At 56.2% G+C, this 26,984-nt stretch carries 29 protein-coding genes; 11 read left to right on the top strand and 18 right to left on the bottom strand.

What is annotated here, in order from left to right; genetic code table 11:
• Positions 1 to 12 precede the first annotated feature (12 nt).
• From FJ695_RS06270 to FJ695_RS06255, 4 genes are all read left to right on the top strand, one after another.
• Positions 13 to 1,065, top strand: coding sequence for a MaoC family dehydratase (locus FJ695_RS06270; protein WP_141184643.1), 1,053 nt, complete (start codon positions 13 to 15; stop codon positions 1,063 to 1,065).
• A gap of 76 nt (positions 1,066 to 1,141) precedes the next feature.
• Entirely contained in the window at positions 1,142 to 1,915 is a 774-nt protein-coding gene (locus tag FJ695_RS06265; protein WP_209010940.1) for a LuxR family transcriptional regulator, read from the top strand.
• A 106-nt stretch (positions 1,916 to 2,021) separates the two neighbouring features.
• Positions 2,022 to 3,500: an indoleacetamide hydrolase gene (iaaH, locus tag FJ695_RS06260; RefSeq protein ID WP_141184642.1), complete on the top strand. Its 1,479-nt coding sequence runs from the start codon at positions 2,022 to 2,024 to the stop codon at positions 3,498 to 3,500.
• A gap of 126 nt (positions 3,501 to 3,626) precedes the next feature.
• The gene (locus tag FJ695_RS06255) at positions 3,627 to 4,232 is read left to right on the top strand and encodes an HD domain-containing protein (RefSeq protein ID WP_209010939.1); all 606 of its coding nucleotides are present in this window, start codon (positions 3,627 to 3,629) and stop codon (positions 4,230 to 4,232) included.
• A 113-nt stretch (positions 4,233 to 4,345) separates the two neighbouring features.
• Here FJ695_RS06255 and FJ695_RS06250 read toward each other — a convergent pair whose 3' ends face one another.
• The 3 genes from FJ695_RS06250 to FJ695_RS06240 form a co-directional block, all read right to left on the bottom strand.
• Positions 4,346 to 5,569: a murein L,D-transpeptidase family protein gene (locus FJ695_RS06250; RefSeq protein WP_141184641.1), complete on the bottom strand. Its 1,224-nt coding sequence runs from the start codon at positions 5,567 to 5,569 to the stop codon at positions 4,346 to 4,348.
• Positions 5,570 to 5,841: 272 nt separating this feature from the next.
• Positions 5,842 to 6,801 carry an acetyl-CoA carboxylase carboxyltransferase subunit alpha gene (locus FJ695_RS06245; protein WP_141188597.1) on the bottom strand — a complete coding sequence of 320 codons (960 nt, stop codon included), beginning with the start codon at positions 6,799 to 6,801 and terminating at the stop codon, positions 5,842 to 5,844.
• Positions 6,802 to 7,041: 240 nt separating this feature from the next.
• Entirely contained in the window at positions 7,042 to 7,872 is an 831-nt protein-coding gene (locus tag FJ695_RS06240; protein WP_209010938.1) for a DUF3108 domain-containing protein, read from the bottom strand.
• 341 nt (positions 7,873 to 8,213) lie between these two features.
• Here FJ695_RS06240 and rpmB point away from each other — a divergent pair, with 341 nt between their 5' ends.
• Together rpmB and FJ695_RS06230 are read left to right on the top strand one after the other, a co-directional pair.
• Positions 8,214 to 8,510: a 50S ribosomal protein L28 gene (gene rpmB / locus FJ695_RS06235; RefSeq protein ID WP_141188596.1), complete on the top strand. Its 297-nt coding sequence runs from the start codon at positions 8,214 to 8,216 to the stop codon at positions 8,508 to 8,510.
• A 17-nt stretch (positions 8,511 to 8,527) separates the two neighbouring features.
• Positions 8,528 to 9,214 (top strand): queuosine precursor transporter, encoded by a 687-nt coding sequence (locus FJ695_RS06230; RefSeq protein ID WP_141184639.1) that lies wholly within the window; start codon positions 8,528 to 8,530, stop codon positions 9,212 to 9,214.
• Between the two features lie 54 nt (positions 9,215 to 9,268).
• On the opposite strand, the gene FJ695_RS06225 is transcribed toward FJ695_RS06230, so the two are convergent.
• From FJ695_RS06225 to FJ695_RS06205, 5 genes are all read right to left on the bottom strand, one after another.
• Positions 9,269 to 9,739 (bottom strand): GNAT family N-acetyltransferase, encoded by a 471-nt coding sequence (locus FJ695_RS06225; protein ID WP_141184638.1) that lies wholly within the window; start codon positions 9,737 to 9,739, stop codon positions 9,269 to 9,271.
• Positions 9,740 to 9,811: 72 nt separating this feature from the next.
• Positions 9,812 to 10,840 carry an esterase-like activity of phytase family protein gene (locus FJ695_RS06220; protein WP_141184637.1) on the bottom strand — a complete coding sequence of 343 codons (1,029 nt, stop codon included), beginning with the start codon at positions 10,838 to 10,840 and terminating at the stop codon, positions 9,812 to 9,814.
• Between the two features lie 17 nt (positions 10,841 to 10,857).
• Positions 10,858 to 12,774, bottom strand: a complete 1,917-nt coding sequence (gene cobT / locus FJ695_RS06215) for a cobaltochelatase subunit CobT (protein WP_141184636.1) — start codon at positions 12,772 to 12,774, stop codon at positions 10,858 to 10,860.
• A 7-nt stretch (positions 12,775 to 12,781) separates the two neighbouring features.
• Complete coding sequence (gene cobS, locus FJ695_RS06210) at positions 12,782 to 13,768, bottom strand: cobaltochelatase subunit CobS (RefSeq protein WP_141184635.1); 987 nt, start codon at positions 13,766 to 13,768, stop codon at positions 12,782 to 12,784.
• Between the two features lie 65 nt (positions 13,769 to 13,833).
• On the bottom strand, positions 13,834 to 14,433 hold the full coding sequence (locus FJ695_RS06205) for a J domain-containing protein (protein WP_141184634.1): 600 nt from the start codon (positions 14,431 to 14,433) through the stop codon (positions 13,834 to 13,836).
• Between the two features lie 180 nt (positions 14,434 to 14,613).
• Here FJ695_RS06205 and FJ695_RS06200 point away from each other — a divergent pair, with 180 nt between their 5' ends.
• Positions 14,614 to 14,874: a BolA family transcriptional regulator gene (locus tag FJ695_RS06200; RefSeq protein WP_168206280.1), complete on the top strand. Its 261-nt coding sequence runs from the start codon at positions 14,614 to 14,616 to the stop codon at positions 14,872 to 14,874.
• 118 nt (positions 14,875 to 14,992) lie between these two features.
• The gene (locus FJ695_RS06195; RefSeq protein ID WP_168206279.1) at positions 14,993 to 15,787 is read left to right on the top strand and encodes an ABC transporter substrate-binding protein; all 795 of its coding nucleotides are present in this window, start codon (positions 14,993 to 14,995) and stop codon (positions 15,785 to 15,787) included.
• A 57-nt stretch (positions 15,788 to 15,844) separates the two neighbouring features.
• On the opposite strand, the gene FJ695_RS06190 is transcribed toward FJ695_RS06195, so the two are convergent.
• The 3 genes from FJ695_RS06190 to FJ695_RS06180 are packed head-to-tail and all read right to left on the bottom strand — an operon-like array spanning position 15,845 to position 18,928.
• Positions 15,845 to 17,137 carry an HlyC/CorC family transporter gene (locus FJ695_RS06190; RefSeq protein ID WP_141184631.1) on the bottom strand — a complete coding sequence of 431 codons (1,293 nt, stop codon included), beginning with the start codon at positions 17,135 to 17,137 and terminating at the stop codon, positions 15,845 to 15,847.
• A complete protein-coding gene (gene aroB, locus FJ695_RS06185; RefSeq protein WP_141184630.1) occupies positions 17,137 to 18,282 on the bottom strand; it encodes a 3-dehydroquinate synthase in 1,146 nt (381 codons plus the stop codon). Before aroB ends, FJ695_RS06190 begins: the two co-directional genes overlap by 1 nt.
• Before the next feature lie 31 nt (positions 18,283 to 18,313).
• Positions 18,314 to 18,928 (bottom strand): shikimate kinase, encoded by a 615-nt coding sequence (locus FJ695_RS06180; protein ID WP_247653848.1) that lies wholly within the window; start codon positions 18,926 to 18,928, stop codon positions 18,314 to 18,316.
• Positions 18,929 to 19,087: 159 nt separating this feature from the next.
• On the opposite strand from FJ695_RS06180, the gene FJ695_RS27960 reads away from it, so the two are divergent.
• The 3 genes from FJ695_RS27960 to FJ695_RS06170 all read left to right on the top strand — a co-directional run bounded on the left by FJ695_RS27960 (position 19,088) and on the right by FJ695_RS06170 (position 21,867).
• Positions 19,088 to 19,231: a hypothetical protein gene (locus FJ695_RS27960; RefSeq protein WP_168206278.1), complete on the top strand. Its 144-nt coding sequence runs from the start codon at positions 19,088 to 19,090 to the stop codon at positions 19,229 to 19,231.
• The gene (gene xerD, locus FJ695_RS06175) at positions 19,231 to 20,151 is read left to right on the top strand and encodes a site-specific tyrosine recombinase XerD (RefSeq protein ID WP_141184628.1); all 921 of its coding nucleotides are present in this window, start codon (positions 19,231 to 19,233) and stop codon (positions 20,149 to 20,151) included. Before FJ695_RS27960 ends, xerD begins: the two co-directional genes overlap by 1 nt.
• An 84-nt stretch (positions 20,152 to 20,235) precedes the next feature.
• Entirely contained in the window at positions 20,236 to 21,867 is a 1,632-nt protein-coding gene (locus tag FJ695_RS06170; RefSeq protein WP_141184627.1) for an AMP-binding protein, read from the top strand.
• A 15-nt stretch (positions 21,868 to 21,882) separates the two neighbouring features.
• On the opposite strand, the gene FJ695_RS06165 is transcribed toward FJ695_RS06170, so the two are convergent.
• The 7 genes from FJ695_RS06165 to FJ695_RS06135 all read right to left on the bottom strand — a co-directional run bounded on the left by FJ695_RS06165 (position 21,883) and on the right by FJ695_RS06135 (position 26,971).
• On the bottom strand, positions 21,883 to 22,551 hold the full coding sequence (locus tag FJ695_RS06165; RefSeq protein WP_141184626.1) for an HAD family phosphatase: 669 nt from the start codon (positions 22,549 to 22,551) through the stop codon (positions 21,883 to 21,885).
• A 14-nt stretch (positions 22,552 to 22,565) separates the two neighbouring features.
• Positions 22,566 to 23,393: an ABC transporter permease subunit gene (locus tag FJ695_RS06160; protein ID WP_141184625.1), complete on the bottom strand. Its 828-nt coding sequence runs from the start codon at positions 23,391 to 23,393 to the stop codon at positions 22,566 to 22,568.
• An 81-nt stretch (positions 23,394 to 23,474) separates the two neighbouring features.
• Positions 23,475 to 24,368, bottom strand: coding sequence for a cation diffusion facilitator family transporter (locus FJ695_RS06155; protein WP_141184624.1), 894 nt, complete (start codon positions 24,366 to 24,368; stop codon positions 23,475 to 23,477).
• A gap of 130 nt (positions 24,369 to 24,498) precedes the next feature.
• On the bottom strand, positions 24,499 to 25,272 hold the full coding sequence (locus FJ695_RS06150) for a thioredoxin family protein (protein ID WP_141184623.1): 774 nt from the start codon (positions 25,270 to 25,272) through the stop codon (positions 24,499 to 24,501).
• Positions 25,273 to 25,416: 144 nt separating this feature from the next.
• A complete protein-coding gene (locus tag FJ695_RS06145) occupies positions 25,417 to 26,022 on the bottom strand; it encodes a DsbE family thiol:disulfide interchange protein (RefSeq protein WP_141184622.1) in 606 nt (201 codons plus the stop codon).
• The gene (gene ccmD / locus FJ695_RS06140; RefSeq protein ID WP_247653797.1) at positions 26,019 to 26,210 is read right to left on the bottom strand and encodes a heme exporter protein CcmD; all 192 of its coding nucleotides are present in this window, start codon (positions 26,208 to 26,210) and stop codon (positions 26,019 to 26,021) included. Before ccmD ends, FJ695_RS06145 begins: the two co-directional genes overlap by 4 nt.
• Positions 26,207 to 26,971, bottom strand: coding sequence for a heme ABC transporter permease (locus FJ695_RS06135; protein WP_141184620.1), 765 nt, complete (start codon positions 26,969 to 26,971; stop codon positions 26,207 to 26,209). The genes ccmD and FJ695_RS06135 overlap by 4 nt, the downstream gene beginning before the upstream one ends.
• Positions 26,972 to 26,984 lie beyond the last annotated feature (13 nt).

The following is a 26,984-nucleotide window of genomic DNA, read 5'->3' as shown; positions in this document are numbered from 1 at the left end:
TGGGAGGCATCGGTGAGCAAGACGAACGCGGGCAATTTTTTCGAAGATTTTCAGATCGGCCAGGTGATCAAACACCCGACACCGCGCACGGTCACAGCCGGCGACCAGGCGCTTTATACCGCCCTTTACGGCTCCCGCTTTGCCGTTCAGTCTTCTGATGCCTTTGCCAAGTCTCTTGGGTATGCCCATGCCCCGGCCGATGATCTGCTGACGTTCCATGTGGTGTTCGGCAAGACCGTGCCGGACATTTCTCTGAACGCTGTCGCCAATCTCGGATATGCCGGCGGCCGGTTCCTGGCCCCCGTTTATCCAGGCGACACGCTGTCGACCGTCTCTGAAGTCATAGGCAAGAAGGAAAACTCCAACGGCAAGACCGGCGTCGTCTATGTGCGCTCCACCGGTTATTCGGACGATGGCACCGAAGTGCTTGATTATGTCCGCTGGGTGATGGTGAAGAAACGCGATATCGCCAGCCCGCCGCCGGATGCTCTGGTCCCGGATCTGCCGGCGGCGATTGATCCACAAGCGCTTGGCAATGCGGTACCGCTGCTCGATACAGCCCACTGGGACAATGATCTGTCCGGCTCGCCGTTCCGTTTTGACGATTATGAGATCGGCGAAAAGATCGACCACGTCGATGGCATGACCGTGGAAGAGGCCGAACATCAGATGGCGACCCGGCTTTATCAAAACACGGCGAAGGTGCATTTTAACCTGCATACGGAATCGGCCAGCCGCTTCGGCAAGCGCTTGATTTACGGCGGCCATGTGATTTCGCTCGCCCGGGCGCTGTCCTTCAATGGCCTCGCCAATGCTTTCCATGTCGCCGGGATCAACGGCGGACGGCATGTTGCGCCGCTCTTTGCCGGTGACACTGTTTATGCCTGGTCTGAAGTGTTGGACAAAGCCGAGATTGACGGCCGCTCTGATGTCGCGGCCCTCCGCCTGCGACTCGTCGCGACCAAAAACCGGGCTTGCGCCGATTTCCCGCTCAAAGATGCTGAGGGCAATTACGAAGACGGTGTCATTCTCGACTTTGACTATTGGGCCTTGATGCCGAAGTAAGCCAGGTTACTCCGTCAGCCGGAGAGGGTTGGCCCGCCGCGCTGCGCCGGGTTATAGTCTCCCTGTTGGAGGAGCCATGCTGACGACCCTTTCGTCCCGCGAAACTGCTGTGCTGGTTCAGATCATGCAGGATCTGACCCGGATTGGCGACGGTCCGGAGCTGCGGAGCAGGGTCGGCGAACGGCTTTTGGATCTGTTAAAGGCCGACTATTTCGCCTCCTATGTCTGGAGTGCGGAGACGGCTTCTGACACTGGGCGTGTTTCGATCAACATGAACTCGGCCAATCTCGCCGCATACGAGAGTTACTACCAGTACCGCGACCCGATTACCCAAAATCTGCGCCGCCGCCGCCGTGCAACTCATGTAAATGAGATCCTCTCCCAGAAAGATCTCGCCAAAACCGAGTTCTTTAATGACTTTCTCGCCCGCGACGGGCTCTGTCACGGCATGAATTTCCATGCCCATGAGGGGGCCGCACATATCGGCGACATCCGCATCTGGCGCAGCCGGAACCGGGATACTTTTGACCGGCGGGACATCGAAATCCTGGAGGCAATCGGCCAAGCCTATGCCAATGCGCTACGCTCGATCCGCGCTTTCGAACGGCAGTTGAACGCCGCCGATCCCAACCGGCGGATTGAGGATTGGGCTGCTCGGTTCGGTCTGACAGCGCGGGAGACCGATGTTGTCCGGCTGGCTGTTTGCGGTCACCGGGATGCCGAGATCGCCGAAAGCCTCGGGATATCGGTAACAACAGTCCGAACGCATCTCGGAAATGTGTTCCAAAAATCCGGCATAGTTGGCCGGGCAACACTTGCTGCCGAGATCAACGGCATTCGGCTGAATTGACCCGCACGGCGAATTAACCGCAGCGCCTCCTCAATCCTGAGGATGTGGCCGCACAATCGCTGCTGTTTCATGAAACTCCCAAAAACAATGACCAAAGGGACCTTCCATGAAACGGTACTTTCAGGCGAGCCTACTCGCTTTTCTACTCTCCGCCGGTCCAGCGCTGTCCGCATCGGATCTAACCGAGCTCACGGCGTCTGAGGCCGCAAAAGCCATCGCTGACGGCAATATGACATCCCTGGAACTGGTTGAAGCTCTGATAGACCGCACCGGCAATGACGCCGGCAAGGCCTACATTACCTTCGATCCAGACGGCGCACGTGCAGCAGCAAAAGCCGCAGACTCCTTCCAAAAGGACGGTGCGGAGCTCGGTCCGCTGCATGGTGTCCCGATTGTGGTGAAGGACAACATAATAGCTGAAGGACTGCCCGCGACCGGCGGCACACCTGCGTTAAAAGACTGGGTTCCATCCTCAGACGCCCAAGTTCTCGCAAAATTGAAAGAGGCCGGCGCGATCCTTCTTGGCAAAACAAATCTGCATGAACTGGCCTTCGGCATCACCTCCAACAATGCCGCGTTTGGGGCGGTCGCCAATGCGTACGATTCGAGCCGCTTTGCCGGCGGCTCCAGCGGTGGCACAGGAGCCGCTGTCGGCGGGCACCTAGCACCAGCAGGACTTGGAACTGACACTGGTGGATCGGTGCGCATTCCGGCGGCTCTCAACGGCGTGGCTGGCCTACGTCCCAGCAGTGGGCGGTATCCGCAAGGCGGCATCATCCCGATTTCGAAGACCCGCGACACAGCCGGCCCATTGGCACGGTCTGTCGAAGACTTGGTCTTGATTGACGGTATCATTACCGGAACCGGCGCAGCGCTAACTGCGGCTGATCTGAAAACCATTCGTATAGGCGTTCCCGCAACCTTCAATGAGAACATCGACCCAGAAACAGATCGTTTGATGAAGGCGGCATTCGCTGCGATGGAGGCGGAAGGTGTAGCGCTGGTTCCGGTCGACACGACCACAATCGTCGATCTTGCTAGCAAGATCGGGTTTCCAATCGCCCTTTGGGAGGTGAAGCGTGACCTTGCAGAGTTTCTAAAAGACAACAACACCGGTAAGTCCCTTGAAGACGTTGCCACCCAAGTCGCAAGTCCGGATGTTAAATTTGTGTTCGACAATCTCATCCTTGGAGACCAGGCCATTCCAGACGAGATTTATGAAACATCAATCAACGACCTGCGCCCGCAGCTACAGGCCGCCTATGCGGATCTCTTCGCTGCCAACAAGTTGGACGCCATTGCCTTCCCGACAACACCACTGCCAGCACAGCCCATCCAAGGCTCCGACATGAATGTGACGTTGAACGGCAAGGAAGTTCCGACTTTTCAAACATTCATTCGCAATACCGACCCTGGTTCGAATGCGGGAATTCCGGGCCTGTCGCTGCCAATCGGACTGACAAAAGACGGCTTGCCGGTGGGACTAGAACTGGATGGTCCTGCGTATACAGACCGGCACTTGCTCGCGATTGGATTGGCGCTTGAGTCTGTATTGCCTGAAACGCCAAGACCTCAACGCCAATAACAGTCGCAAACTGTTTCGCGCCACCTCGACCGTGGCGCGGAACACACTTACCGATGTCGCAATCGATATAGACAGACTCAGCATCTCCAGCTCAATATACTATCTGAACAGCGGAGAGATGAGGCCATGAAAACCGTATCCTTCACTCAAATGAAAGATGGCACCAAGGCAGACTATGACCTTTTGGCTGAAGCCGAAAAACCATTTCATGCACTGACTGCGGACCGGATCCTGGCGGAACTCAAACGTCAGGGCGAAGACACTATGACGGGCTATAAAATCACCCGCATGGAGCATGGCCTGCAGTCCGCAACCCGGGCACTCCGGGAAGGTGCGGATATCGACTGGGTGGTTGGTGCACTGCTACACGACATTGGCGACGGATTGGCACCGCAGAACCATGACAGATTCTCTGCCGAGGTTCTCCGGCCCTTTGTCCGAGATGAAGTTGCCTGGGTGGTCGAGCACCATGGCATCTTCCAGATGCTCTACTACGCAAAACACTACAATTGGGATGAAAACGCGCGCGACCAGTTCAAGGATCACATCCACTATCAGGCATGTGCCGACTTCTGTGAGCGCTGGGACCAGGCATCCTTCGACCCCGGCTATCAAAGCGAACCGATCGAAACCTTTGAGCCGATGGTGCGCGAGGTCTTTGCCCGTAAAGCCTATGACCCGGAGGTTCTCCGGGAAGGTATTTCTATGGGACTACCCGAATTGACCGCTTAGATCAGCGGCTGTTCAGGTGGAATCGCTTGAACAGCCAAAAGCTGATCGATTTTAAAGTGGTAGAGCATCTTGTCTGCGTTCACCGGAACGCAGGATGCTCTAGCCTTATGCGATCACGGCTTGGCCGCGGGAACCACTTCGGTCGCGATTGGCCCAACACCAGCTTCCGCAGCTTTTGAGCCAAACGGTATCCAGCGTTTGAAGAACCCGGTTGCTGACCGGCCCGGTGCACTTTCCTTAGCTGCATAGGCCGTTTCAACCGGCTGCTTTTCTGCTGGACTTGCCGTTATAGGAGCTGGTGTGGCGGGGGCTGCAGCAGTTTCTGTTGCGGCAGTTTGCGGAGCATCAGCCTCGCCGGCGGAAATGGCATTAGCAAATGTCTTCTGGCGCGTTTCCCAGCGTTTTTTGAGCTCTTCCTTGGCATCCATTCGTGCGGCCAGCTTTTGAAACTTTTCGTCATCCCGGTTCTGCTTAGCTTGAACGGCCATGGCAATCCGCGGGTTCACTTCATAGGCCGGACATTTTGAGCTGGCGCGGAACGGAACGCCATCGACCAGTGTGGTCGCATCAAAAACATACTTTTTCTCGCAGACCGAAATCTTCGGCGGCGTATTGGTCACCTCAAAGTGGTCGTAACCGGTCTTCAGCATCCGCCAGAAGTCTATGTGCTCATTGTTCCGGTGACGCGCCATGTTTTCCGCCGTCATGCGGAACGGAAAGGCCTGAACCTGAAATGTTCGCTGACCGCCTTTGAAACTGTCGCGGGCGAGCGCATAGATGTCCGTCACCTGCGCATCGGTCATGGCGTAACAGCCGCGCGAGGAACACGCGCCATGGACCATCAGGTGCGACCCGGTGCGATTGTGTGAGCGGTCGTACTTGTTCGGATACCCGAGATTAAAAGCAAGGTGATAGCTGGATTTTGGGTTCATCAGGGACGGGGTGATCTCATAAAACCCTTCCGGTGCCTGCCGGTCGCCTTCCTTGAACTTCGGTCCAAGCTTGCCAGACCATTTGCAGATCTCGAATTCTTCCAAGAGCTTGAACTTGCCAGTGCGGGTCTTTTTCCAAACTTCCAGTTCTGATTCTTCCTTGAAGATCCGGATCATGATCGGCGATGTCGAGGACATGTTGAGATCGGTCATCTTGCGCTTGATCGAAGCGTTGACCGGAGCCTTGTGCCGGTTTGGACCGGAGGCAAATTCATCGGCCTGACACCCCGCCAGAAAACCAGCCGTCATGACAGCTGCAGCAATACGCAAGGGTGTGCGTTTGGAGCCGGTGGTGTCTGCAATACGCTGGCTGTCCGCCGAAGACGGGAAACGCCCGAAAATCATATGACTGTCCCAAACTGATCGGATCTCTGATCCAACGGCTTCACAGCCATCGGCTCAAAAACGCCCATCTCGCCCCCACGCCAAAGCTAGGCAAGGATGGTTGACGATAAGTTACTGTATTGTCTGAACCGCAGCGAACCACATTCCGGTGATAAGCACAGCAAATCGTAATCCCATCGCAGCAATGCCTGATTGACGGCAAATTCTGGCCACACAATGGCAAAAAGCCGCCTACCGGCGGCCTTTCGTGAATAGTTTGCGGTTTTCCCGCTTTAAGAGAGCGTGCGGCCGATCGCGATGAATTTTTCGCGACGCTGCTTGCGCAACTGATCTGAGCTGAGGCCGGACAGTTGTTTCAACTCTGCTTCAATCGCGGCCCCTGCAGTGTCGATGACGATTTCGCGAGCGCGGTGCGCACCGCCAACCGGCTCATCGACGATCCCATCGATCACGCCGAGCTGTTTCAGATCCTGCGCCGTGATTTTGAGGGCTGTGGCCGCGTCCTGAGCTTTCGCGCTGTCGCGCCACAAGATGGATGCCGCTCCTTCCGGTGAAATCACCGAATAAATCGCGTGTTCCATCATCAGAACCTTGTTGGCCGTGGCGATCGCAATCGCGCCGCCGGAGCCGCCTTCACCGATCACAACCGCAACCGAAGGAGTTCCAAGGCCAAGACCGGCATCCGTGGAGCGGGCAATCGCCTCGGACTGACCGCGCTCTTCTGCGCCCCGTCCCGGATATGCGCCAGACGTGTCGACAAAACTGATCAACGGCAAACCAAAGCGTTCAGCCATTTCCATGACACGAACAGCCTTGCGGTAGCCTTCCGGACGCACCATGCCGAAATTATGCTTCAACCGCGTTTCGGTGTCGTGGCCCTTTTCCTGACCGAGCACCGCAACAGATTGACCACGGAACCGGCCGATACCGGCGATGAGCGCATGGTCTTCGGCGAAATTCCGGTCACCAGCGAGCGGCGTAAAATCTTCAACAAGACCGGTGATATATTCGATCGCATGCGGCCGGTCCGGATGGCGCGCCACCAGCGTCTTCTGCCAGGGCGTCAGCTTGCCGTAAATATCCTGCAGCGTCTGGGCGGATTTCGCTTTCAGCCGGTCAATTTCACTTTCGACATGGACGACTTCCCCATCTTCTGCGGCCAAAGCACGCAGCTCCTGGATCTTGCCTTCAATATCGGCGACGGGCTTTTCGAATTCCAAATAGCTGTGCATGTACTCGCTAACCTGAAACATGACGGACCCGAGCATGTCATCGGATCCGGAAAGAAGTACCTGGAACAGGAGCGTCCCGGAGGCATATCGGGAAGGGCTGTATCAAGAGACGCGAAGGGGCGCAAGTGTTGCTCTGCTGACCTATCGTGACTTTTAGACGAAATTGGCAACGGAAACCGGCATACTAAACGCCAATTCCGATGGCCACGCGTAAACGAGTTCTTTTAGCCGCCTCGAGCGTTATCGGGCTGCCTGGTCGCTGCCGCTGCCATCGATATTCAGTTTGGAAGCTTCAACCAGCAGGCGTCCGCTTTTGGTCGCAATCGAAATCCGGTAGGGGATCAACACATTGTTGCGGCCCATCGGCGCGATCCAGACTTCCATGGGCGCCTTCGCCATATATTTTACCGACGCTTTCGACGGCCGGTGTCCAGCGACAGGAACCCAGCGGGCCTTACAGACAACCACCGGACCGTCATAGCCACGGCCGGAAACTTCTTTGATGCCCTGATAAGACAGTTTGATATCAAACCGCGTCCAGCCATCAAAAATCGGCAATTTGCGCGAACACGCCTTTGGCCCGAGGCTGTCTTTGGCTCTGCGCACCGGCATCAACGCGGCGCTGAGCGGGTCCATCGCATTGCGGCGGTGGCGTTTGGTGACCTTGATCCGTTCCGCATTCGGCTTGAATTTCGGCGCAACTTCCATACGGCGGATGTTGCCGGATCCCTGTTTTAGATTGACGTAAAAATCGAGGTTCGCGGCGTGAGACGCCATGCGGTACCTAGACGGCACCACCTTAGAACCCACAAGCCAGCCGGACGCTTCTGCCCCGCCCTTGCCGGTCGAAAAAAGTGTTCCGATCCCGGCAGGTGCCATGCTGACCTTGGCGGAATAGGCATTGCCTTGCATCACCAAAGAGAGCGTCCCCTTGGCGACCTTAAATCCGGCGATCGAAATGGAATAGACACCGCCCACATGGTTCTTTTTTGCGTGAGCGGGCGAAATTAACAGCGCGCCAGCCAGAAATGGCAGTACTGCAATCCGTCCAATTGACTTTATACCAAACACTTTAAACCTCCGCGCCGCACTCACCGGCGGCGTTCGCGCCCCCGCGCCAAGGATGTTACGCAGGGTTAATAGTAACATGAAAATCAGCCCCACGAACCGGGACAATTCTTCTAAATCTTGGTAACTCACTGGTTAACGCCAGCGCAAAATCGGAATAAAAGCACTGAATCGTGCCAAAGGCATGTAGATGTCTTGACGTTGACGCGCACTGCCTTTATAGCGGGGCAACTTTTTCCGAGAATTGCCGGAGACGATGTCGCCGGGCCTCAGGTCCGCGCCGCTTCCGGTTGGTCTTGCTGGGTTCTTGTAACGGCCCAGCCACAAAAACAAAAGGTGATATGATGGCTCGCCGTTGCGAACTCTCCGGTAAAGACGTGATGACCGGCAACAATGTCTCACACGCAAACAACAGATCTCGCCGCCGGTTCCTGCCGAACCTGTGCAACGTCTCTTTGATGAGCGACACACTGGGCGAAACTTTCAAGCTGAAAGTCTCCGCACACGCACTGCGCTCTGTTGAGCACCGCGGCGGCCTGGACGCATACCTGCTGAAAGCATCCGACGCTGAACTGTCTGACAGCGCACGCAAGATCAAAGTCAGCATCAAGCGCAAGCAGGCAGAAGCCGCTGCAGCTTAACCCTTAAGGGGTCAAACATGGAAAATACCCGGAGTTTCTCCGTGGCCGATCTCGCCATCGCGGTTTTCGCGATGGCGATTGTCGTTGTGGCCTCGAATTTTCTTGTCCAATTCCCGGTCGAGTATGTGCTCGGCGGGGTTAATCTGGCCGATCTTTTAACCTGGGGCGCGTTCACCTATCCGATCGCCTTCCTGGTGACCGATCTGACCAACCGGCGCTTCGGACCGTCGGCGGCGCGCAAAGTCGTTTTGACCGGCTTTGTGCTTGCTATTGCTGTACCGATGGTGTTCTGGACGCTGGACGAAGCCTTTACGACGCCGCGGATTCTGGTTGCCTCCGGCACGGCCTTTCTGGTGGCTCAACTTCTGGATGTGACGATCTTTGACCGCCTGCGCCAATTGACCTGGTGGAAAGCACCGATCGCGTCTTCGCTGATCGGCTCCATGATCGACACGTTGCTGTTCTTCGGCATCGCCTTTGCGGCGGCCTTTGCCTTCGTCGATTTCAGTTTCGGTATGGACGACGGCTCGCTGGCGTTCCCAGTGCCGTTCCTTGGTGTCGCAGACGCTATTCAGGTTCCTCTGTGGATCTCACTCGCAGTTGGTGATTTCCTGGTGAAAATGCTGGTCGCTGTTGCCCTGCTGGCGCCGTACAGGATCATTCTGAGCCTGTTCCAGCCGCAGCCAAACGGCTCGGCTGCGTAAAGGCTCAAATCTCTGAGAAATATAATCAAGGCGCCGCTCCGGCGCCTTTTTTGTTCAAGGATCTAGATCCTTCCGCATTATGGAATTCAACCGTTTCTGTTCTTCAAAGGTCTCAAACGTTTCCCACCCGGCCTTCATGTAAAACCCTTCAGCGTTTGGCGTATAAAGGTAGAGCCGGTTTTCTCCCGCGCTTCGGGCCAGCGCCTCCAGTTCATCAACGAGACGGGATCCATATCCTTTTCCGCGGAATTCCGGCTCCACATACAATCCGGCCAGCCAAGGATTAAGGTCCGGCCTGTGTTCAACGTCGTTCAAGCAAAGGGTGACCATCCCAGCAGGCGTTTGCTCTTCCAGCAGCACCAAAACTGTCGGTATGAGATCTTCACTGCTTGCACTTTGAACATCAAAGTCCACAGCGTCAGCGCGTGTGTAGATGCTATCTTGCATAAACGCATTCCATCGCCATTCGGCGGTGATCTGCGCCAGTTCTGGCCTGTCTTTGGTTCTGATGATGCTTGGCTGCATGATAGTGTTACCCTAGGCCGATTAAACCTAAGATAGTATTTCGAGCCCACCAACGCCACTTCGTTGGATATTTTACCTGTTCAAGCGAAAACGCAGAAGCAAGGTCCTCTGCAACAGCGATCTGTTGTCGTCCGATAGCAAGGTCAGAATTGTGTCTCCAGCCGCATTCTGATGGACGGCGAGAGCTTCCATGTTGTCGATCTGGTAATTGAAATCAGCGTCCAGAAGATACTCACCGTCAAGAACCGCGCCCGGTTTTATGGCCTGACCTTCAATGCGGCGCAGGCGCAGGCCGATCAGATCCTTCATGTTGAACCGGCGCTCCATCAAGAGCAGGTTGCCATTTGGCAAAAAAGCAGCATCGGTAACGTCGAACCGGTCATGCCGCTTTACGGAAAAACGAGCTGTCTTTTCAGGACTCAAAATAAAACCGGACAGATCATGGGCATCGCTGGGCGAAGTCTCGCTGATGGCAATCAGTTTTCCCTCGAGAGCACTGCCCTCCGGGCCCGCCGCCAAGGCTTCGATCCCGGTGTTGCGCGGCAAAGATGCCAGATCGCGCGGCATCGCCACCTGTCCCAGCATTTTCGCCTTACCCGACAGCAACGGCCAGGCGTAATGATAGATGGCATGATTGCGCTCTGCAGACACATAGAGTCCTGATGGTGCCAAGGTCAGCGCCTCAGTATCATGCCCCCAGCGCGCCCGAAGTGTCTTGCCATCTGCCCCCAGAAGCGGGGCAAAGCGAAGATCGGATAGTCCTTTCGGCGCTCCGGTGTCCGTCTGCTCAACAGTGGCCGCAACCCAATGGCCATTGTCGGTGACCGCCAGCAGCTCATTGCCGCCATTCAAACTGATGACACCGGACAGTCCGCCGGTCTTGCGGTCAGACGCCAGAATTTCAAACCCGCCGAGAAATGTAAGTTCGCCAAACTCCCGGTCCGGATGACCGATATGAAACGTCTCAATCGGCCGTGTTCTAACCTTGACCGGCTCTCCATCCGCCAAGAATACGAGAGCCCAAACCGGTGTAGATATAAAAAGAACCGCAGCAGCCAATAAAGCTGCAACGGTTCTTACTAGATTAGGCAAACCAGCCATCACGCTCCCGCAGCGGCCTACCGTTGACCGGCCCGGCGCCGGCGGCCCCGACCATGTTGAGCGGCCAGTTGAACCTCATCATCAAAAAGATCGGCGAGCTGATCGGTCATCGCACCAGCCAGCTCTTCCGCATCGACGATGGTCACAGCCCGCCGATAATAGCGGGTGACATCATGGCCGATGCCGATCGCAATCAGTTCGACCGGTGACCGGGTCTCGATATCTTCGATCACGTAGCGCAGATGCCGTTCCAGATAGTTGCCCGGATTGACAGATAAGGTCGTGTCATCAACCGGTGCCCCATCGGAAATCATCATCAGGATACGGCGTTGCTCCGGCCGGGCCATCAAGCGATCGTGCGCCCACAACAAGGCTTCGCCGTCGATGTTTTCCTTCAAGAGGCCCTCACGCATCATCAAACCGAGATTGCGCCGGGCACGGCGCCAGGGGGCATCTGCAGACTTGTAGATGATGTGGCGCAGATCGTTCAAACGGCCCGGTGTTGGCGGCTTACCGGCCCCGATCCAGCTTTCCCGCGATTGACCGCCTTTCCAGGCTTTTGTGGTAAAGCCGAGAATCTCGACTTTAACGCCGCAGCGTTCCAGCGTGCGGGCCAGAATATCGGCACAAGTGGCAGCAACGGTAATCGGACGGCCACGCATGGAACCGGAATTGTCCAGAAGCAGCGTCACCACGGTATCGCGGAAGTTTGTGTCCCGCTCTTGTTTGAAGGCCAGAGGCGCCATCGGATCAGTAACTGCGCGTGTGAGACGCGCCGTATCCAAAAGACCTTCTTCCAGATCGAAGTCCCAAGCCCGGTTTTGCTGCGCCATCAGTTTGCGTTGTAGACGGTTGGCAAGCCGGGCAACGGCACCCTGCAAATGGGTCAGCTGCTTGTCGAGGAAACCACGCAGACGATCGAGCTCAGCCGTATCGCACAGCTCTTCGGCGGTAATCGTCTCATCGAACTGGGTCGTGAACACCCGGTAATCGGATTCCGGCGGTCTGTTGGAAAACGGATGGTCCTGCCGCTCACTTTCGCCAGCTTCTTCGGAATCCTCGGCCATGTCCTGATCGACAAGCTCGTCGAAATCAGCTTCAGAGGCTTCGGTCTCGCCACTGTCCTGCTCTTCGCCAGACAGTTCCATTTCCTGGGGAGCCGCTTCCTGCTCACCGCTGTCGTCTTCGGTGTCTTCGCCGGTTTCAGCTTCGTCGTTGTTGCCCTGATCCTCGTTCTGCTCGGGATCCATGTCATCGTCGTGATCGCCGAGTTCATCGGCCATATCGAGCGACTTCAACACATCGCGTAAGCGGGAGGCAAAGCTGTTCTGATCTTCCACCTCAGCTTCGAGGCTGTCCAGTTCGGCACCAGCCTTTTCTTCCACCCAGTCGCGCCATTGATCGACAAGCTTGGTCGCGCTAGCCGGTGGTTTTGCACCGGTCAGGCGTTCGCGGACAATCAGCGACAGCGCGTCTTGAAGCGGCGCCTCTTCCCGGCTGGCAATATCCGGTGCACCGGCCTTGCGGAACTTATCGTCCAGCATGACAGCCAGATTGTCGGCAACCCCTTGCATGCGACGGGCCCCAACCGCCTCACAGCGCGCCTGCTCTACAGTCTCAAAAATGGCCCGGGCGTCCGGACCCTGCGGCATGTTTTTGGCGTGAACAGCCTTGTCGTGACAGGCGATTTTCAGCGCCATGGCATCCGACAAACCGCGCGTGACCGCGACTTCATGGGCACTCAGTTTACGGGACGGTTCAGGCAAGCGGGCAGAAAGACCGGACAGGCCTGGCCGGTCGCCGGAGAAAATGACTTCCAGCTCCGCTTCTCCGGAAATTGCCCGCATGGTTCCGGCAACGGATTGCTTCAGCGGCTCCGTGGTCGGGGCGGGCTTATTGCCCGGAAGAGAATTGCTACCTGGCCGTGGCGCCATAGGGTCCTCAGCTCATTACGACGTTGACAGCGGATTCCGGCAAATCTTCACCGAAGCAGCGCTGATAGAACTCAGCCACCAGGGACTGTTCCATATCATCACATTTGTTCAGGAAGGTCAGGCGGAAGGCAAAGCCGACGTCGCCGAAGATTTCCGAGTTTTCAGCCCAGGTGATCACGGTCCGCGGGCTCATCACGGTCGATAAGTCACCGTTGATGAACGCATTCCGGGTCATGTCGGCCAGGCGGACCATCTTGGAAACGGTGTTCCGGCCTTCGTCCGTCTGGAAGTGTTTGGCCTTCGACAGAACAATATCGACTTCATTGTCATGCGGCAGATAGTTCAGCGTAGTGACGATCGACCAGCGGTCCATCTGTGCCTGGTTGATCTGCTGTGTGCCGTGGTAAAGGCCAGACGTATCGCCGAGACCAACGGTGTTGGCCGTCGCAAACAGGCGGAAGGCGGCGTGCGGGCGGATAACCCGGCTCTGATCGAGCAGCGTCAGGCGGCCGGAAGATTCCAGGATCCGCTGGATCACGAACATTACATCCGGACGGCCGGCATCATATTCGTCGAACACTAACGCGACATTGTGCTGGTACGCCCAAGGCAGAATGCCGTCTTTGAACTCGGTGACCTGCTGACCATCCTTCAAAACGATGGCGTCTTTACCGACAAGGTCGATCCGGGAGATGTGGCTGTCGAGGTTGACGCGGATACAAGGCCAATTTAGGCGGGATGCGACCTGCTCAATGTGGGTCGACTTGCCCGTGCCGTGATAGCCGGTGACCATCACACGGCGGTTGTGAGCAAAGCCAGCCAGGATCGCCAGTGTCGTCGCCCGGTCGAACAAATAATCAGGATCCGGCTCAGGCACATGCTCTGACGGTGTAGAAAAGGCCGGTACTTTCAGGTCCGACTTGAAGCCAAATACTTCTTCAACGGAAATCTCAGTGTCCGGCATTGCCATTGCCGCAGTCGTCGTCTCAGTCATCAGTCCTCCGCAATCCCGTTGTCCGGGATGGGTCGTTTGGAAAAAGCTTGCAGGGCCCTGTAAGCTTAAAGAAATCCGGCCTTCTTCAGGACATTATAGGCCTGAATGATTTCCCGTAGACGGTCCTCAGAAGAGCGGTCTCCGCCATTGGCATCCGGGTGGTTCAATTTCACGAGCTCTTTATAGCGCGCTTTGATCTCATCGCCACCCGCTGTATACGGCAGATTGAGCACATCAAGCGACCGTTTTTCAAGCGTCAAAAGCTTTCTTTGCCGCGGCCGGCGCACTTGTTCGTTCCGGCGTTGCGCATTGCCGCGCATCGATGCCCTAGCGTCAAACCCGTCCGGCCCCTCAGCGGCCTGCTTGTTGACCCCCATTTTCCAGGTCGGTCGGTGGCCTGTCAGACTGTCCTTCTGGTAACTGCGGACGTCATCATCCTGCATACCCGTGAAGTAATTGTATGTCTTATTGTATTCGCGCACATGATCGACGCAGAACCGGAAATACTGCCCCTCGCGATCCCGCCCTTTTGGTGCCTTGTGCACACCTGGCCGGTTACAGCCCGGATGTTCACACACCGGGTGGCGGTCTTCCTGCATCCGCTCCTTTTTCTCCTTGCCAGGTTTGACGCGGATACTGTCGAAAATTTTTGAATCCAGTTTCATGCGGCCGATTATGAGATCTTGAAGCCTGCGGACAAGCCTTAGGCGGTTGTAATTTGGAGAAGTCCAGAACCTTTGTGAAGCGAATCTAGGCTCCGGAGATCAAACAGCCAGACACAATATCAGCCCGAACGGGGCACGCATAGACTTGAACTTTGAATTGCGCATCTCCACAGTCCCGGAATGACTATGCAACAGACCATTACAAACAAGCTTACCGCCGCATTTGCCCCAAGTTTTCTGAATGTCATCGACGAATCAGAAAACCACCGTGGCCATGGTGGCTGGCGCGAAGGCGGCGAAACCCATTTCCGTGTGCAAATCACCGCCGATAAACTGCAGGATATGAGCCGGGTTAATCAGCACCGGGCGATCAACGAAGTTCTGGCGGATGAACTTGCCAGCACCGTTCACGCGTTGGCGATTGAAGTCAAAAATACCTGACCCAGCTGTTTTTTCAGAGATTGACTGCATTGCCGCTCGACATTCTCTGATTACCGCAAATCTTCCTTCACCTTAGGCTGATATGGTCTCCAGACCGTGTCAGCCACTGGTGACCTACATGCGGACCTACAAATTGCTCTTGGCAACATGGTTTGCCATCATAACCGCGCTCGCAGGCCCTGTTAGTGCAGATGCCTGGATCATTGCATCCGAATATGACTTTCCGCCTTACAATTATTACGAAGACACCAAATACAAAGGCATCGACACTGAGATTGTTCGGCTGATTGTCACCGAACTCGGCCACAAACCCTCGTTCGCACAGCTCCCCTGGAAACGTGTTGTTAAAAGCGTCGAAAGCAATGATGTTGACCTTGGGTTTCAATTTGTCGGAACCAAAGAACGGTTCGAAAAATTCCACATGGTCGGCCCCTTTCGAAACGGCATAACGACCCTGATGTTTCCAGTCGACAAAGTCATCACGTTTGAGGCGCTGAATGATTTGAAGGATTACGTCATTGGAACTGTCCGCGGATACGCTTACTCGCCGGAGTTCGATAATGCGGCCTTCCTGACCAAAGAAGAAGCAACCGACAACGAAACAAATGTCCGCAAACTCGCGGCAGGCCGGCTGCACGCTGTTGTGGGAGACCGGGATACATTGGCCTTTGTTGCAGGACGCCTGGACTTAGTCGGCCGCTTCCGCTTTGCAGATACCCCGCTCGCCGTTGTCCCACGTTACATCGCGTTTCCCAAACAAAGGGCCGAACAAGCCCTGGCGTTTCAGAAGGTTTTGAACCGCAAGCTGGACGAAGGTGCGATTGATGTGATCATCGCCAGCTACACCAACCTCAAAGTCACTCAAAACAGCCGCAAACAGGACGGCGAAACCGCCCCCACGCAACAACAATAATATTGGATACTGGAGCTCAAACCTTCGCCAGAACTGCGCAGATTGTTCTCAATTTTTCTATGCTTGGGCTGCCGCCCGCATCTGCCCCAAAGGCATGATGCGCAGCCGGGTGATCCGGTTTTTCTCCCGGCGCAGCACCGTGAAGCGGAAGCCGTGGAAGGTAAAGATCTGGCGCTCCTCCGGGATCATCCGCGCTTCGTGAATCACAAGGCCCGCAATCGTCGTTGCCTCATCATCCGGCAAGCTCCAGTCAGCCGCCCGGTTAAGGTCGCGGATCGGCACAGAACCATCGACGATCACTGAGCCGTCGGCCTGTGGGCGCAAGCCTTCCAGTTCGACATCGTGTTCATCGGCGATCTCACCAACGATTTCTTCCAAGATATCTTCCAGGGTCACCAGCCCCATCACTTCGCCATACTCATCCACGACCAGTGCAAAGTGGGATTTATGGCGCAAGAATGCGTTGAGCTGATCTTGAAGGCTGGTTGTGTCAGGTACGAACCAGGCCGGCGCCGCAATATCCAGGATATTGATCTTAGAGGAATCGCCGCGCGCAGAATTAAGCGCGCGAAGCAAATCCTTGGCGTGAAGAACACCAACAAAGTTGTCGCTTTCTCCGCGCCACAAGGGCAAGCGGGTGTAGGGCGAAGCAAGCGCGGCTTCCACCAGTTTCTCCGGCTCTTCGTCTGCGTTGAGGGCCACCATATTGGTGCGGTGAACCATGACGTCGGAGACTTCCAGATCGGCAAGATCAAGCAGACCGCCGAGGCGGTCGCGCTCACCTTTTTCAAGGCCGCCTTCCATGTGCTGAAGATCAACGGCTCCACGCAGCTCATCATGCGCTGACAGAATCAGGGCACCTTCGCCGATGTTAACGCCGACCAACTTCAGCAAGTGCCGGACAATCCATTCAACACCGGCGACAACCGGGCTGAAAATGGCAACGACAAACCGCACGATCGGGGAAACAGCCAGCGCAAAGCGCTCCGGATTGGAGATCGCCCAGGTTTTCGGCAGTACCTCCGCAAAGATAAGCACAAGTGCCGTCATGACCAAGGTGGCGATGGCAACACCAGCTTCCCCAAATAGGCTTAAAAACACACTGGTTGCCAAGGCGGAGGCCAAGATATTGACCAGATTATTGCCCAGCAGAAGCGCACCAATCAGCCGTTCACGCGAGGCAATCAACCGGCTCGCAAGGCGCGCACGCCAATCGCCGCTTTTTTCAAGCTGGTGCACCCGGGCACGCGAAGCTGCGGTCAGAGCCGTTTCCGATCCGGAAAAAAAACCCGACAAAAACAGAAGTAGAAAGATCGCGGCAATTGCCAGCCAGAGCGCAGTTTCGGTCATCAGTCCAATTTGTCCTTCAAGAACTCTGACACCAGATAGGGATCAACACCCTTTTCGACAAAGGCTTCACCGATGCCTTTGGTCAAAATAAAGGTCAAAGCCCCCCGGCTCACCTTCTTGTCCTGGGCGATCAGATCCATAAACACATCGACATTCGGCAATTGCCCCGGAATATCGGAGATCCGGATCGGCAAACCCACATCGGTGAGGTGCTTTTCGACACGCGCGACCGTTTCCGAACCTATCAGGCCGAGTTTTTCGGAAAACTCGTGAGCGAGCATCATGCCAATGGAAACCCCTTCGCCATGAACCAGGCGTTCGGTTTCATAGGACACAGCTCCTTCAAGCGCATGTCCGAAGGTATGTCCGAGATTGAGAAGGGCCCGGCGGCCACCTTCCAATTCGTCAGCCGCCACAACATCAGCTTTCGCCTCACAGGATCGGGCAACCGCTTCATCCCGCTCCGGCCCGCCATCAAAGATGCCCTGCCAGTTGTCCTCCAGCCACGTGAAAAAATCTGCATCGCCGAGCAAGCCGTATTTGGCGACCTCTGCATAGCCTGCACGGAAATCACGCGGTGGCAGCGTATCCAAGATCGCAGTATCGGCCAGAACAAGCGCTGGCTGATAGAACGCGCCAATCAGGTTCTTGCCATGACGCGAATTGATCCCGGTTTTCCCACCAACCGAACTATCCACCTGGGCCAACAAGGAGGTCGGCACTTGAACAAAGGCCATGCCCCGGCGCACGGCGGACGCTGCAAAACCGGTTAGGTCCCCAACCACACCGCCGCCAAGCGCCACCACCACGTCGTTGCGCTCTAGCCGTGCATTGAGAATCTCATCGCACAAGCGTTCGAATTCGCTGAAACACTTGGTCGCCTCTCCCGGCGGAACTGTGATCGCTGTGCAGTGAACTCCAGCCCGGTCCAGACTGTCCTCAAAAGTCCCAAGGTGCAGCTTGGCGACATTTTCATCCGCGACAACAGCGACACGCGCGCCCGGCAGAACAGCGGCAATCTCTTCACCAGCCTTTTCCAGCACGTTCCGGCCGATGCGGATGTCATAACTGCGCGTTCCAAGATCGACCCGAACGGTTTCTGAAGCTGGTTTTTCGGTGTTTTCCGCAGCATCCAAGCTTGCCATAAATCTCACTTCCACTTTCTTTGGGCTGTCTTCAGGACACGTTGGATTGACCGGGTCCAAACAGATGATCCGCAAGGGTCAAAACAATTTCATCCACGACGGCCTCATGCGGCACATCCTTGGAAGTCACGGTGAGCTTGGCCTTGGCATAAACCGGCTCCCGGTCGGCCATCAGCTTGCGCATGGTGCCTTCCGGATCCGGATTGCGTAACAGCGGCCGGGTTGAGCGCCGGCGCACCCGCGCCATCACCGTGTCGAAATCCACCTTCAGCCAGATCGACAAGCCATTCGCGTTGATCTCATCCCGGGTCGTTTCGCTCATGAAGGCACCGCCACCGGTTGCCAGAACCTGCGGCCCTTCCTGAAGAAGCCGGGCGATCACCCGCTCCTCGCCGCTGCGGAAATAGGGCTCGCCATGTTCAGCGAAAATCTCGGACACCGTCATATTGGCCGCCCGTTCGATCTCGCTGTCCGCATCGACGAACTCCAGGCCGAGCCTGGAAGCAAGACGCTTGCCTACGGTCGATTTACCGCATCCCATAATGCCGACAAGAACGATCGAGCGTGCCCCGAGGGCCGAGACCAAATGCTCCAGATCGACCGCGTCCGCACTCCCCGCATCAGCGCCTTTTTCCGGCATCTGCATGTTGTCATGTTTCTTCATGGCCGCGTTTTAGCATATTCGTAAAAAAAGGCACGAGGGACGGAGCGGAAACATCAGAATTTACCGCAAGCTCATTACTTGCAACACGTCCGCGCTTGGGGAACCATTCCAGGCGTGTGATTCGCCCATTTGGAGACCCTTGTGCCGACGATTACCCGCCTCTTGCTTGCGCTGATAGTTTTGGGTGCGATCGGCTATGGCACGCTCTATGCGCTTGCGACCTTTGTGGAGCCGAGGGAGCGGGAAATCACGGTGCGCGTGAAAAAAGATGGGTTCGGCCGCTGATGGCTACCGGGTTCGATCTGGAAAATTTTCTGGAGATGCTGGCCGCCGAACGCGGAGCCGCTGAAAACACGCTCGCCGGATACCGGCGCGACCTTGAAGATTTTTCGGGTTTTCTCGGCCGGACGAAACTGGCAGATGCCAATTCGGATCACATCTCCGGCTACATGAGCGATTTGAACCGGCGCGGTTTTGCAGAAAGCTCCCAAGCGCGGCGGCTGTCGGCTCTAAAACAGTTCTATAAGTTTCTATATTCCGAAGGCAGCCGGGAGGACGATCCAACACGGACCCTGTCAGCCCCAAAAAAGCGCGGCAGCTTGCCTAAAGTCTTGTCGATGGAAGATGTCGACCGGCTGATCGAAACCGCGCGCCAGCAAACCGGAGTTGCGCACACATCAACCGCCGCACGCTTGCGCGCGCAGCGGATGTACACACTCATCGAAGTGCTCTACGCCACGGGCTTGCGGGTATCCGAACTGGTGGCCCTGCCTGTCACCGCCGCATTGCGGGATGCCCGCCTGATTGAAATCAAGGGGAAGGGCGGCAAGGAGCGGCTGGTACCTCTATCGCATGCCGCCCAAGCGGCCATGAAAGACTACGTCGGCCTGCGCGCGGCAGAAGGCGCCTATGAGACCAGCCCTTGGCTGTTTCCCTCCCATGGCGGCAGCGGGCATTTGACCCGTCAGCATTTTGCCCGGGAACTCAAGGATCTGGCGATTGCGGCGGGATTGGACGCAGCAAAAGTCTCACCGCACGTGTTGCGTCACGCCTTCGCCTCGCACCTTCTGCAGAACGGTGCCGATCTCAGGGTCGTACAGCAACTGCTTGGCCATGCAGACATTTCCACGACACAAATCTACACCCATGTACTCGATGAACGCTTGCGGGAATTGGTCGAAAACGCCCATCCTCTGGCCCGTTAATAAGACCACTATTCCTCTGTTGCGCCGCAGCAATGCTGCTTCTAAACTCCGCTGCCTAAATTTTTCGCACCGGACCGGACCATCATGCTGCAACCCGCAAGCACCTACGCATCGCTGAAAACCGAGTTTAAGTGGCCACGACCCGCCACCTACAATATGGCGGCAGTTGCCAGCGATCATTGGGCGGCGGTATCTCCAGACCAATTGGCTATCCGGCACGTTCTCGAAAACGGAATCACGGAAGACTGGAGCCACCAGGAGCTGAACCGCGCTGCCAACCGTTTTGCAAACGCGCTTTTGGCCAAAGGCATCAAACGTGGTGACCGGGTCGCGCTCTTGCTGCCTCAAGTTCCACAAACGGCGATCGCCCATCTGGCTGCCTACAAGATCGGCGCTATTGCAGTGCCGCTCGCCGCGCTTTTCGGATTGGAAGCGCTGAGCTACCGGCTGTCGGATTCCGGCGCCAAGGCTTTGGTGACCGATACCGCAGGTCTCACCAAACTCAGCGAAATCCGGGACAACGTTCCGAACCTTGACCTGGTCGTCTCCGTCGACGGCCCAGCGTCGGGCGTTGAAGGTTTTCATAACCTCCTGGAACAGGCATCCGATCAATTCCAGACTCTGGCAACCACCCCGGATGATCCGGCGCTGATGATTTATACGTCCGGCACCACAGGCCAACCTAAGGGCGTGTTGCACGGCCACCGGGTTCTTCTCGGTCACATGCCAGGCATTGAGCTCTCGCAGAATTTTCTCGGCCAGCCGGGTGACCTTCTGTGGACGCCCGCCGATTGGGCCTGGGCGGGAGGTCTTCTGAACGCCCTATTCCCAGCGCTTAAACTTGGTGTCCCGGTCATTTGTCACGCTACGCGGAAATTCGATCCCGAATTTGCGTTTCATCTGCTTGAAAAACAACAGATCCGCAATGCATTCATTCCGCCTACAGCGCTCAGAATGCTGCGTGCCGTCGATCGGCCGGCCAGCCGGTTTGACCTGAAATGGCGCAGTGTCGGCTCCGCCGGAGAATCCCTTGGCAAGGAAACCTACGACTGGTTTTCAGAAGAGTTCGGCTTCCAGGTCAACGAATTCTATGGCCAGACGGAATGCAACGCTGTGCTTGGATCCTGCGCCGCGCTTGATGTGTCCCGCTCCGGCGCCATCGGCAAGGCGACACCCGGTCACGAAGTTGCGATTATCGATGAAGCCGGAGAGCCCGTTCCGGCCGAAACCCTCGGCCAGATTGCGATCAAACGGCCGGATCCGGTAATGTTTCTGGAGTATTGGAATAAGCCGGACGCCACCAAAGAAAAATTCATCGGCGACTGGATGATCACTGGCGACCAAGGCGTGATGGACGAGGACGGTTATGTGCATTTTGTCGGCCGGGATGACGACATCATTACTTCGGCCAGTTACCGGATCGGTCCAGGAGAAATCGAAGATTGCCTGATCAAACATCCCGCTGTCGCTTTGGCAGCTGTGGTCGGCAAACCGGATCCGCTGCGCACTGAAATCGTCAAGGCCTATGTGGTTCTGAAACCAGAAGAAACGGCAGACGCCGAACTTGAAGACAACATCCGCACCTTTGTGCGTCAGCGCTTGTCCGCCCACGAATATCCTCGTGAGATCGCGTTTGTCGATGCCCTGCCGATGACTACCACCGGCAAGATTATCCGCCGCATTCTGCGCAATCAGGCACGGGACGAGAGCGCCTAAAACAGGCGCCTCTTTTTAGGCCGCCAAAAGCGTGGAAAGGCTATCGTGGCTGTCGACGACACGGTGAGCTCCGGCTTGATGCAGACTGTCGGCATGGCCATCGTGGGAATGGCCTCCCCCGACAAACCCCCATACCGTCATGCCCGCAGCCAGGCCTGCCTTAATGCCATTGGCACTGTCTTCAATCACCAGGCACCGTTCTGGGGTAACAGCCAGTTTGCTGGCCGCAAACAGAAACAGATCCGGCGCGGGTTTGCCATTGGCGACCTGCTCGCCGGAATAGATATGCGGCGTAAAATAGTCATGGAGCCCTGTGTGCTTCAATTTGTGGATCAGCCGCTGAAGGCGTGACGAAGACGCCACTGCGCGCGGACCGTTGTGGGCATCAAGCAGGGATTTGATACCCGCAATTTCGTCCAGTTCCCTGTCGATCCGTTCCATGGTTGCCGCGTCCAGCTCAGGACCAAACGTCTCCGGCAGGGGGCCCTTGCCAAGCGCCCGGTGGTCGGCGTCCAAAGTTGCGAAGAAATCGGCTCCAGCCAATCCTTGAAACCGGCCCATATACTCATCGAGACTGTAGCTCAGGCCGATACGCGCGAGATGTTCCCGTTCCACCTCAACATAGATTTTTTCAGAATCGACCAGAACGCCGTCGCAGTCGAACAGAATTGCCTCAAATGTCATGGGTTTCCATTTTGTCAGTGTGAGCCGTCAAAGAGACCTTTAACCACTTGTCTTTGAAACAAGATGACAAGAGCAGCCGGCGGCAGAACCGCAACAACCGCCAACGTCACGCCATAAAGGCTTGTGCTGCCGAAGAACTGCATGCCCCGCACGACAGTATAAGACGCCTCTTCGGAGGTGATCATGACGGGCCACAGATATTGGTTCCATCCAGTCACGAACAAAACCAGAAATAGGGCAGATGCTGTCGGCAGACAGAGGGGCAGGAGAATATCAGCCAGGAATTTCAAGGGACCTGCACCGTCCATCCGGGCCGATTCTTGAAGCGTATCCGGCACAGTCATCAAAAACTGGCGGAAGAACAACGTTCCGAGACCAGAGGCTGCCAACGGCAGGATCAGGCCCGCACGCGTATTCACCAGACCAAGCTCCGCTGCTACGGAATAAGTGGCCAGAAAGCGGGATTCCAATGGCAGCATCAAAGTCAACAACAACAGCCAGAAAATGACGGACGCAAACCGGACACGAAAATACAAAAGCGCAAAGGCCGCTAGAAGCGAAACAAGTGTTTTCAAGGCGGCAAAACCGGCCCCGAACACAAAGGAATTCCACAACATGCCAATGGCTGTGATATCGCCTGAAAATCCGGAGCTCGCGGTTAAAAATGCGCCGTAGTTGTCCAAAACATGCGTTCCAAGGTCCAGACGTGGCATCACCCGCGTTCCTGGCGCATGTGTCGTTGCAGCAAAAAGCGCATAGACGGGCAGGCTCATGAAAAGCGCGCCACTCATCAGAACAAAATGATCAACGAATTGAGCGCGCAAACGCTGCCAGGAAAGCATCAATGGGACATCCAAATTTTCCGAAGCGCCGAACCTAGACCTATTCGCGGTTCAATTGAAAGCAATTTGGTCCAACATGCTCTAAAGCACAACAATGCCGGAATGTTTGGCTTTGTGCTCCGGCTCCACATGAATGGTGATACGGGCGCCAGGCACATCTTCGCTGATCGCTTCTTCGATCCGATCACAAATGGAATGGGCCGACTCAACCGTCATCGTTCCCGGCACGACAAGATGAAAATCGATGAAAGTCGTTCGTCCGGCAATGCGGGTTCGAAGGTCATGCGCTTCCAGCGCGCCTTCGCCCTGCTCCGAGATCTGAGCGCGGATTTTATCAAGAACATCGGCAGACGCGGCTTCATCCATCAATCCACCGACCGATTCCTTGACCAAGCCCCAGCCGGACCACAACACAGTCAAGCCAACCAAAACCGCGAGCACCGAGTCGAGGACATTCCAGCCGGTCAAGAGAACCAGAACGACACCAACCAGCACACCCAGCGAACTGATGACATCGGTGAAGAGGTGTTTGCCATCAGCAACAAGTGCTGGTGAGCGAGCCTTGCGGCCAAATCGGACAAGATAGGCGGCCCACAAGCCATTGATGGCAGCGGCCAGAACGTTCATGCCGATGCCGGGCAAGGAAAAATCGGGGCTGTCGCCTTGAACAAACCCCAGCCAAGCGGCTCGGAAAATCGAAAGCGCGGCCAGAACAATCATCACCCCCACCAAAACGGCGGCAAAATACTCTGCCTTGTCGTGGCCATAAGGATGGTTGCTGTCTGCAGGTTTTGAGGCAAACCAGATGGCTGCAAGGGCCGCGACCGAAGACGCTATGTTGACGATGGTTTCAAGAGCGTCGGAATAGAGCGCAACCGACCCGGTCAGCCAATAGGCGCCGAACTTCAGGGCAAGAACAATTATGCCGACAACAATGCTGAAAAAGGCAATCCGGAGCCGGAAACCATCCGCCATAAAGACCCCCTAAGGCCATGGCGGCCTGATGGTGTGCAGAGCGCTGCAAGGGGTATCAGGTTTTACTGCCAAGGCAACCGGCAAACCGGGATTTCAAAGGAAAAGCATCGCCGAGAAACGGCAAAAGGTTCTAAAAACCCTTTTTCCAATCCATGGCAGCCGCACCGATGATCCGGCCTGGACCATCATTGTCTTCCACTTGAACAAGAATGATGCACCTGGCATCGCCTGACAGGTTCAGTTTCGACTTTGCCATGCGGAAGGTTTCGTCTCCACCGGACCACATGCCCATCGGGACGAGGTCGCGAACCACGTTGACGTATTTGATCTCACGGCCAGCGTTTTCACCGCGGCCAATCTCGACCGTCGCTTCATCCTGAACCCGCAAGAAATAGACCGTTGCCATTTTGGCCCCTTTAGGCAGCGCGCCACCAACCTGCGCTTCCACGGCCATATCGGATATTTTTAGAGAAACGTTTGTGGACAGCGGGGAGGCCCGGTCAAGTGCTGCGCGCACATGATTTTCCCGGCTGCCAACCACATGCTCTTCACCGTTGATGACCATCTGCGGCGTATAAACAGACCGGTCTCCGCGCCTTTGCGCATAGGCCCGCTGCCGCTGGGAATGAACCGGACTTGCAAGTGTATCCTTCCAGCCGAGATAGTCCCAGTAGTCCACCGGCATCAACAATGTGAGCACGCTGTCGTCTTCTTTAACGAGCTGTTCAGCGAGCCGATCTGCAGGTGGGCAGGAGGAGCAGCCCTGACTGGTAAAGAGTTCAATCACCTTCCGCGGCTCTGCAATCGCATCATCAACAAATGCGCCAGTAGAAATTATCCCGCAGATTACAAAAAAACCCGCTCGGATAGCCTGTGTTGCCACCCGGGTGTAGCTGCCCGCCATTGACTGATGTCCCGTAACTGTTTCAATCAAAATAGTCGGGAGCCTTGTAAATCGCGAGTCACGTGCCAGTGATACTGGCAGATTTCCGCTGTTTTCGCGTGTTTGTGAATAAAGCCCGTATTCCGGTGATTATTCTTCAGAAGATTAGCCCTCAGCGATAATCTTCCGAAGCTCAGGCAAAAATCCTGTCTCGTAGTTTGTCGGATCCAGCGGACCGATGAACTTGTAACGGATGGTGCCGGTCTTATCGACGATGAAGGTTTCCGGCACGCCGTAAACGCCCCAGTCAATGGCCGCACGTCCGGTGTTGTCGACACCGATCCGGTCATACGGATTGCCTAGGCTGCCGAGGAACCGGCGGGCATTTTCCGGCTTGTCCTTATAATTGATGCCGATCATCTGAAAGCCGTCCAATTTGGCCAGATCTTCAAGCAGCGGATGTTCCTGGCGGCACGGACCGCACCAGGAGGAAAAGATATTGACCACAGACACCTGGCCGATCAGATCACCCCGGGAGAACCCCGGCATCTGAACACCGTCCTTTGACAGGTCTTCCAAGTGCGGCAGCGCGAATTCCGGCGCCGGTTTGTTGATCAAGGCAGACGGGATCTTGCTCGGGTCCCCGCCCATCAGAAGCTGAAACAGAAACAGGAATGCCAGGCTGACAAAAACGATCAGCGGCAAGAGCACAAGAACCGGAAATCCGCGTTTTTTCGGAGTCGTGCTTGTTTCATTTTCCATGGAACTCATGAGGACAGGGTGCTCCCGTGTTCCGGACGTGCCCGGGTAATGCCTTGATCTGCAAGATCCTTGAGCGCCTTTTCCTGGGCGGTTTTATCGATACGCACCCAAGCAATCAGTGCCACTACCGTCAACAGACATAGACCGTAGGAGGCGATGATAAATCCGGCGTGTGGTCCAAGATCCAAAATCGTCACTCCGCAGGTTGGGCGGCCCCGGCAGGGCCCTGATGTGTGGCACTCGCCGCGCGCATGCGCATGGCACGCACACGCCGGCGCAGGATTTCGTTGCGCATCGCCATGAAGTGAATGACGAAGAACAGCAGGGTGAATGCGGTGGCCATGACCAAAAGAGGCCATAGAATGTCAGGGTGAATGGTCGGACCATCCATGCGAACGACACTCGCCGGCTGATGAAGTGTGTTCCACCAATCAACGGAGAATTTGATCACCGGCAGGTTCAACGCGCCCACCAGGGTGAGAACCGCAGCTGCCTTTCCGGCCTTGATCGGGTCATCCATGGTCCGCCAAAGGGTCATCAGACCCAGATACATGATGAGCAGAACCAGCACCGACGTCAGCCGGGCGTCCCAGACCCAATAGGTCCCCCACATGGGTTTGCCCCAAAGAGACCCTGTCACCAGAGCCATGAAGGTGAAAGCCGCACCGATCGGAGCAGCGCTTTTGGCCGACACATCGGCCAGCGGATGTTTCCAGACCAAAGTGCCAATCGATGAAATCGACATCACCGTATAACACATCATGCACAGCCAAGCGGCCGGAACATGAATGTACATGATCCGTACGGTGTCACCTTGCTGATAGTCCTCGGGCGCCATGTAGAAACTCATGTAGAGCCCAGCGGCGAAGAACAGGACGCACAGACCGATGAGCCAGGGCAGTACGATCTGCACCAGTCTCAAAAAGCGCGTCGGGTTTGCGTAATCCCAGAAAGCCATGGAACCGTTCTAA

This window comes from Labrenzia sp. PHM005 (genome assembly GCF_006517275.1).
GTDB lineage: Bacteria > Pseudomonadota > Alphaproteobacteria > Rhizobiales > Stappiaceae > Roseibium.
The sequence above is the reverse complement of the archived record's forward strand: the minus strand, read 5'-3'. Positions and strand labels throughout refer to the sequence as shown.